Annotated in this window: 8 protein-coding genes and 1 other RNA gene; 2 read left to right on the top strand and 7 right to left on the bottom strand. The window is 37.1% G+C overall.

What is annotated here, in order from left to right:
* Together M0R38_04365 and M0R38_04360 are read left to right on the top strand one after the other, a co-directional pair.
* Positions 1-930 (top strand): T9SS type A sorting domain-containing protein (locus M0R38_04365; GenBank protein ID MCK9480982.1); only part of this gene is annotated, 930 nt, incomplete at its 5' end.
* Positions 931-1,001: 71 nt separating this feature from the next.
* Positions 1,002-4,202, top strand: coding sequence for a T9SS type A sorting domain-containing protein (locus M0R38_04360; protein MCK9480981.1), 3,201 nt, complete (start codon positions 1,002-1,004; stop codon positions 4,200-4,202).
* A 186-nt stretch (positions 4,203-4,388) separates the two neighbouring features.
* On the opposite strand, the gene ssrA is transcribed toward M0R38_04360, so the two are convergent.
* The 7 genes from ssrA to M0R38_04325 form a co-directional block, all read right to left on the bottom strand.
* Positions 4,389-4,759: a transfer-messenger RNA gene (ssrA, locus tag M0R38_04355) on the bottom strand.
* A gap of 42 nt (positions 4,760-4,801) precedes the next feature.
* The gene (locus M0R38_04350) at positions 4,802-5,857 is read right to left on the bottom strand and encodes a tetratricopeptide repeat protein (protein ID MCK9480980.1); all 1,056 of its coding nucleotides are present in this window, start codon (positions 5,855-5,857) and stop codon (positions 4,802-4,804) included.
* Positions 5,854-6,300, bottom strand: a complete 447-nt coding sequence (locus M0R38_04345; protein MCK9480979.1) for a PaaI family thioesterase — start codon at positions 6,298-6,300, stop codon at positions 5,854-5,856. Before M0R38_04345 ends, M0R38_04350 begins: the two co-directional genes overlap by 4 nt.
* 159 nt (positions 6,301-6,459) lie before the next feature.
* Positions 6,460-6,798, bottom strand: coding sequence for a T9SS type A sorting domain-containing protein (locus M0R38_04340; GenBank protein ID MCK9480978.1), 339 nt, complete (start codon positions 6,796-6,798; stop codon positions 6,460-6,462).
* A gap of 18 nt (positions 6,799-6,816) precedes the next feature.
* The gene (locus tag M0R38_04335) at positions 6,817-7,329 is read right to left on the bottom strand and encodes a hypothetical protein (protein MCK9480977.1); all 513 of its coding nucleotides are present in this window, start codon (positions 7,327-7,329) and stop codon (positions 6,817-6,819) included.
* 12 nt (positions 7,330-7,341) lie between these two features.
* A complete protein-coding gene (locus M0R38_04330; GenBank protein MCK9480976.1) occupies positions 7,342-7,614 on the bottom strand; it encodes a hypothetical protein in 273 nt (90 codons plus the stop codon).
* Between the two features lie 80 nt (positions 7,615-7,694).
* A complete protein-coding gene (locus M0R38_04325; GenBank protein ID MCK9480975.1) occupies positions 7,695-8,105 on the bottom strand; it encodes an SBBP repeat-containing protein in 411 nt (136 codons plus the stop codon).
* Positions 8,106-8,173: the final 68 nt, after the last annotated feature.

The raw sequence follows: 8,173 nt of genomic DNA, 5'->3' as shown, positions 1-8,173 counted from the left end.
GCGCCAAGGGCCGGAGGTACGCTCACTGCAAGCTATATAAACTCATCAATGGGAGTATCAGGTTTACCGGTTGCGGTACCTGCCGTAGGTTTGTGTGCAGCTTATAATATTTCCAATGTCGCCCCCTCTTATTGGCAAATTGATGACGGAAACGGGCTCAGCGGAGGAACTTATGAAATTGCATTTGAAGCTGAAGGTTTTGACGGTATTACTGACTTATGCGAATTAGGACTTCTCAAACGCAGTGGTATGGGCAGTTGGGCTTTAGCAGGTACTCCGGTTCAAACAAGCGGAACGCTGCTCAAACCCATTGTAAAAGTAACGGGTGCAAGCGGATGGAGCAACTTTGGCTTTGGCGGAGGTTCGCTCAATATCCTCCCCATTTCTTTGACTTATTTTCAAGCTATACCGAATCACAAACAATTCTATGTAACCCTTATGTGGGAAACGGCTTCAGAAATAAACAATGAACATTTTGAAATACAGAGATCCAACAATCTAATAGACTGGGAATGTATTGCATTGCAAAAAGGTGTCGGTAATTCACATGAGTTGCTTCAATATTCATTTGTTGATTTCACGCCTAAAACCGGAGTTAATTATTACCGATTAATTCAAGTTGACAAACATGGGGTAAAGAATTCGAGTAAGGTAATAGAAGCAATTATTGCCCCACCGAATCATCAAGCAGAAATATCAATCTTTCCGAACCCTACTGACGGTCATCTTGTTATCAACACACAAAGCAATGAACCATTTTCAATAACGATTACTACTGCAGCCGGCAAATCGGTTTATTTAAATGAGATGATCCCTCAAAGCAATTTTTCTACATACAAATTGGATTTAAGTGTTTTTCCGGCTGGTGTTTATTATCTGATTATCAAGGTGTATGACAAAATCACTATTAAAAAAGTTATTAAAATGTAGGTATTGTTTATGATTATCCGTCAAAATATTTGGTTTGCCTAATACATTTGCAGTAAAATAATGATACTGCCATGAAAAAAATATTAGTACTCCTATTGGTCATTCTTTTTGGAGTGTTGGATAACAAAGCCGGTTGCCCTTTAATCAATATTCCTCTGAATGAACGGATTGCTCAATCAGACTTTGTAATTGAAGCTACTGTGCTTCATAAAGAGTCTTATGAAGATTCAAAAAATAATTTTATTTATACTGCACATACCTTGCAGATAAATAAAATATTCAAGGGGGCTATTACAACACAGACCATCACACTCATTACAGAGGGCGGTTTTGTTGGGATGAGAGGACTCAAAGTCTCTCCAAATCTCAATACAGAAATAGGACAATCAGGAATATTCTTTCTTACAATAAATACAAAATGGGAAACAGGTATCGGGATAACTACCAGCTACCTCTCTCCTATTGGTCCCTTAGGTTTTATTTATTATGACCATCAACAACTTAATGCTTTTGATGAACTCAACAATTGGGGCATGATTTCAGTAAATTTAATACCTGCAATTACCTCAATCACAGGACATAATTACCAGTCTTTAACCCCTCAAAAGAATACTGAAAATATCAGAAGAGCAACACCTGCAATCAGCGGCTTTTTACCTTCCACCATACACGCAGGAACACAAGAAGTATTAACAATTACCGGAACAGATTTTGGCGCTACACAAGGTACCGGTACAGTTTATTTTCCAAATGCTAACGATGGCGGCAGTACTTATGTACAAGCGCGTTCTGGCGATATCATTTCTTGGTCTGATACCAAAATTGAACTTAAAGTAACATCAAGTGCCGGCACAGGTAATATTATTGTTAAAGAGAACGGAGGAAACACATCTTCTCCATCAGCTTCAACACTCACGATTCCTTGGGCACATTTGAACGTTGAATATGCAAACTACCCTCCCTCTCCTGTTACAGAACCTTTTGAGATAAGACACCAAAGTCTTAATGGTTTAGGTGGAATTACATGGACATGGGACGATGATTTTCTTGCAAACTCAAATGCAACTGCATCCTTTTTAAGAGCATTAGAAACATGGAGATGTAAAACTCTGATTAATTGGTCTGTATCAGGCAATAAAAACAACCCATCCAATAGTTTTGACGGAGACAATATGGTTTTTTATGATAATTCACTTCCTGGAAGTGTAATTGGGGTATGCTATTCATGGTATTCAGGATGTTTCAAAAGTGGAAGTAGTGGAGATATGAATTGGTATGTTTCTGAATTAGATATCGCATTCAAAAAAACTTTCGCTTGGCAATATGGTCCCTCCGACCCTTCAATGAGTGAATATGATTTTGAATCGGTTGCATTGCATGAACTGGGGCATGGACACCAATTAGGACATGTAATCAATAGTGCAAATGTTATGCATTATGCCATTTCTAATGGAGATAATCATAGGGAATTACAATCTAATGATACCGCATGCGGAAACTATATAATGAGTAAAAGCACTACCGGAGTTTGTTCACAAACTGCAATGACAAAGGTTGCACAAGTGGATTGTATGGTAAGAGACCCGCTCATTTTCAGAAGTAAAAAAAGTGGAAAATGGAATGAGCTTGCAACATGGGAATATGCCCCATGGACAGGCGCATTTTGGCACGACACCATCATTTTACCGTCATTCTATATTGATTCTGTTATTATTAGAAATGGACATACTGTTGAAATTACTGATGATCGCGTACTTACAAGAACCAATGTGAACAGCGGTGGCATATTGAAATGGACGAGTGGAAATGTAATTTTGGATAAAGGAATTAACAGAAATTTAATTATTGAAAATGGAGGCACTTTTGTTCAAGCCAATGACAGCACAATGAAAAGAAATCCTTTGAGTAATCTTAAAATGGATTCAGAGGGGATTTTAATAACAAGCCATTCTAATGGGTTGTTGGGATTAGGTTCGGTTTATTTTGTTACTCCATATAAACAAACATTTATTTACAATAAAAGTGGCTCTCAGAATGCCGGTTCAGCATTACCTGCCAGCGTCAAAAAACTCGAAGTAAACAATGGGTCTATTCTCACACTTCAATCCAATATTGGGCTTTCAGGTGAATTAAGCCTTACTTCGGGTAAAATAAAAACAGGAGCCTATACCTTGACACTCGGTACTTCTACAACAGATAAAGGAAGTCTAAGTTATACCAGCGGTTCAATCGAAGGTACATTTGCTCGTTGGTTTGACGGCACAAATTCAGGAAGCAGTTCAGGTCTTTTTCCTTTGGAATCAAATAATAACAAAAAATTCGTTACGGTTGAATTTTCATCTGCGCCAAGTGCCGGAGGTACGCTCACTGCAAGCTATATAAACTCATCAATGGGAGCTTCAGGTTTACCGGTTGCGGTACCTGCCGTAGGTTTGTGTGCAGCTTATAATATTTCCAATGCCGCCCCCTCCTATTGGCAAATTGATGACGGAAACGGGCTCAGCGGAGGAACTTATGATATTGCATTTGAAGCTGAAGGTTTTGACGGTATTACTGACTTATGCGAATTAGGACTTCTCAAACGCAGTGGTATGGGCAGTTGGGCTTTAGCAGGTACTCCGGTTCAAACAAGCGGAACGTTGCTCAAACCCATTGTAAAAGTAACGGGTGCAAGCGGATGGAGCAACTTTGGCTTTGGCGGAGGCTCGCCTAACCCACTTCCTATCACTTTAACTGATTTTAATGTACGAGCAGATGAAGGAAATGTTGGAGTATATATCAATTGGACTACTGTTGCAGAAATAAACAATGATTATTTTGAAGTACAACACAGCATTGACGGACAAACATGGCAAACACTTGAATTTGTTCAAGGTAAAGGAAATTCACTGCAAGCTAATCATTATTATGTTATTGACACAAAGCCCAAAATGGGAATTAATTATTACAGAATCAAACAAGTGGATTATGATGGGCACGCTTCTTTATCTTCTTTCAGATCTATAATCATCAAAACAACAAAAGTTCAACCTTCTGTCTCTTTATATCCAAATCCTGCTCATGACATCATTATAATATCATCAACATTTATCAACAGTTTTGACATTGAGTTGGTTTCGATAGAAGGTAGCATATTGATTAAGCAAACCATGCATCCATTAACATCAAATTCAGAAGATTATATTGATATTAAACATCTTGCAAAGGGAATTTATTTCTTAAGAGTAAATTCTAATGACAGAGTAGAAACTTTTCGTGTAATCAAAGATTAACACTTTTTCAGGTGTCTTGTCCTAAAATAGGTTTACACCCAAACGTGTAAAAATGGACAAGAAAAATAAAGTTACTGCAGGACTAAAAGAGTTATCCTAATATATGGGTTAATCTTTCACATGGAAACTATTTTAGGTTCTATTTGAACAATAAAAAAATCGCTTTTGTGAGCGACTTACTATATTGGGTGGAGCTGGCGGGAGTCGAACCCGCGTCCGGAGAAGAAACTGAATGATGCTTTCTACATGTTTATCGGCACATTATTGTCGGGAGAAACAAGGTTTGCCAACAACCTAAATTAATCCGTATCCTGCGAAATAATTAACTGTTTAGCAGAAATCAACAGTCAATACCTGAGCAGTTTTGATTGTCTGAAAGAGGACGGCTCAGGCAGGGTCTCTCTTTTGACAACTAGTGCTAATTAATCTAAATTAGGCAGCTAGGGCGTAGTTAGTTTCGCCATTTATGTTGTTAGGTCTCCAGATTAAAGAGCTGCATACCCAAGGCTCTACATGCTTACATCTCAATTGTAATCCCGTCAATACCAGACAGCCCCATATTACTTAAATTGAGCACTGCAAAGATACTACTATATCGTTTATTTTGATTCTGTTTCTGTTGGATTATCTTGGCTTTCTTGACAATAACGAGAATATAATAATATTCCCTCTTCTTCTCCGAGTAATCGCGCTTGCTGCCAATCACTGCATGCCTCTTCTTTCTTTTGTTGATTGTACCTTACAACTCCCCGCATTACCAAAATCCAACCTAAGTTTTTAGATGTTTGCAATGCTGTTGTATAGGCTATTTCTGCTTCTGCATCTCGTTTTAATTTTACTAAACAATTACCTTTTTCAAAGTACCAATCGCCATTATTGGGTTGAACCTCAATCAAAAGTTCATAATCTTTGAGCGCGTCATCATATTTTTTTAAATTAAAATTACAAACAGAACGGATGGTTAATGCATCAAAGTCGGTTGGGTGTTTAAGCATATAAGTATATATGTCATCAAAGGCATCTTGATATAACTCCATTGCCACCCTTACTCTTGCCCTATCTAATAACACTTCTTCAAAAGTAGGAGATTCAATAATGGCTTGAGTGAACAGATATTCAGCCATCGAATTGGTTCCTAATTTATAGTAACAAACTCCCTGATTCTTTAATGCAATCGCCTTACGAGTCAGTCCAGCGTTGATTGCTCGTTGGTTAGCAGCAATAGCACGTGAATACTCGCCTTGCTTAAAAAGCATTTCTGAATATGCAAGATAGCCCAAAGTGTCATCAGGTTGCATCTTTGTAAATATCTCCATATCGGCAAGTGCCATGACAGGATTGTTTAATGCTTCGTAAGTTAAAGCTCTGTTATAATAAGCATCAGCAAGTGTACTGTCAATACTTAATGCCTTGTTGTAATCTACTAATGCTGAACCATATAGTTTTAAAGCTGAATTGCAAACTCCTCTGTTATAGTATGCTATGGCATTCATGTCATTTAACATAATTGCACTGTCATAATACGATATGGCAATTGCGTAACTGCCGGATTCTTCAAAGTCTAATCCTTTGTCAATGTAGTAATCCTCCGACTGTGAATAAACAAATGATGCAGAGAAAGTTGTCAATAAAAGAAGTAGCTTAATTTTTTTCATTGTTGTAAATTTATGGTACACATAATTCCGGTACTCTTTGCTACCAAAGTGCTTGTATTATTAAGTCTTTCATTAATAATATCTGCTTCACAATAGTAGAGTCGGTTGCCGGCTTTAATGACTTTTCCTTTAGCAATAAGTTTGCCATCTATTGAAGGATTAAGATAGGATACTTCAAGTTTTGAAGTTACCATACCCTTCCCTTTTTCTACTAATGAAAATGCAGCAAACCCCATTGCAATATCTGCAATAGTTGCCGTTACACCACCGTGCGTAATCCCGTCTTGTTGATTGTGTATTTGTTTAAGTTCAACTTCAGCAGTTACATATCCGGGCTCAATATCGGTAATAGCCATTCCAATATGTTTCATGAAATGCTGTCCTTTGAGCTTTTCTAATATTAATTTTTTATAATCAGGATTCTTTGCTTCAAATGCTAACATGAGTTCAATATTCAGCTTGCAAAATTATGTCTTCAAACTGAATAACAGATATATTAAAAAATTTTGATTTAAGCTAAATCATGTAAGGATTCACATCCGTAATTTTCATGCTTTAAAAACGATTTAAAAAAGGTGTATTGCTCCTTAGCAATAATCCTACTACTCTACCAAGAGTTTCTCTACAATGTGTTTATTTTCTGAAGAGATGATAATCAGGTACAACCCTTTGACAAATTGAGTAACATTAACAGCCTTGCATGCGTCTGTTGGTATTATCTTTTGAATTAATTTGCCTTGCATATCGGTAATTTGAATTACTGTATTAACCGGTAAATTCTCAATAGTTACAGTGCTATTCGCAGGGTTTGGAAAAAGCTTTATACTTTTTGAAGTGTTTGCTAAATTTGCAATCCCTGTGTTTGGCTGCTCAAACGAGAGCTTAGCGGCAAAAACACTTGTAATTGAAGAGGTTGTTAAATTCTGATCATCTAATATCAAGTCTGCATTAAAGCTCCCCTACAGCAAACAATCCCCATTCAGAAGTGCAACTAAACCATTGAGTGTTTCACTTTTATCAGACCCTTTGTGATATAACCAATTCTTTAAACCTGTACTGTCCAATTTTGCAACAAACAAATCAGTTTCACCTAAAGCAAACGAACTATCTGAACCCATTTTCAAATAGTTGCTAAAATAACCTCCAACATAAACATTGCTGTTGCCATCTAATGACACCTTAGTACAATGTGTTTCACCTTTGCCTGTTAAAAGTTGATACCAAACAATGGCTCCTGTTTGATTGTATTTAACAAGATATGCATCGTGCGTGCCTATTGCAGTTTCTTCAATATTTGTGAAAGTAATTTTTCCGCTAAAGCGTCCCGATACAAATGCATTTCCTTGTTTATCTGCGGCAATATGATACACTCTGTTTTCATCATCACTTGTAAAACCTCTGACCCATTGACAAGTACCACTGCTATTGTATTTGGCAATAAAAGAATTTTGGTTCCCGGACGTATTTGACAAAAAGATAGCACCTCATTCATCAAACCAAGAGTCATTTGCAATAATTCCGGCAACAAAGATGTCGCCATTATCATTAACATCAAGGCTTACTCCATAATCTATACCATCTCCACCTGCTTGTACAACCCACTTGAAGTTGCCGCCATTATCCAATTTTCCAACAAAAATATTGTCATATTGATTAGAACCTCCTAATACATTGTCTTGTACATTGAGCTGCAAATTCCCAAAGTCAGCAATCAATCTAAAACTCCCGGTAACATAAATATTGCCATTGAGGTCCAATGCAATACCATTTCCAATATCATCTTGTGCACCACCGGCATGCTTTGCCCATATAAAATTTCCATTTTTATCAATTTTAGCTAAAAAATATTGGAGAAATTAGAAGAGATTAGACTCTCAGTACCAAAGTTGGCAATCAAGGCATAGGAACCAATAATATATAAATTGCCAGTGTCATCTACTGCTATGTCATTCGGTATGTCTTGTCTACTACCTCCGGCACTTATCGCCCATAAATAATTGCCATCCTTGTCAACTTTTGCTACAAATACATCTGACATTCCTTTGCAAACCAATTCGTAACTTCCAAAATGGACTGTATCACTAAAATAGCCTGTGATATAAGTATTTCCATCTTTGTCAACTACCAATCCTGTACTCACATTATTGTTTCCTCCTGTGCTCTGTGAAGCCCAAGATGTTTTAGGTGCTTGCGAAAATACAGATATTGCACATAGTAAAATTGTTGTTATGATAAGATACTGCTTCATGGTTCATTTTTTTTGCAAATATATGCACTCCAAGAGCAATAGAAATGCTTAGTGATATGCATACTTTC

This window comes from Bacteroidia bacterium (assembly GCA_023228875.1).
In the GTDB taxonomy this organism is placed as follows: domain Bacteria; phylum Bacteroidota; class Bacteroidia; order NS11-12g; family UBA955; genus JALOAG01.
This window is presented reverse-complemented; position numbering and strand designations above follow the sequence as displayed.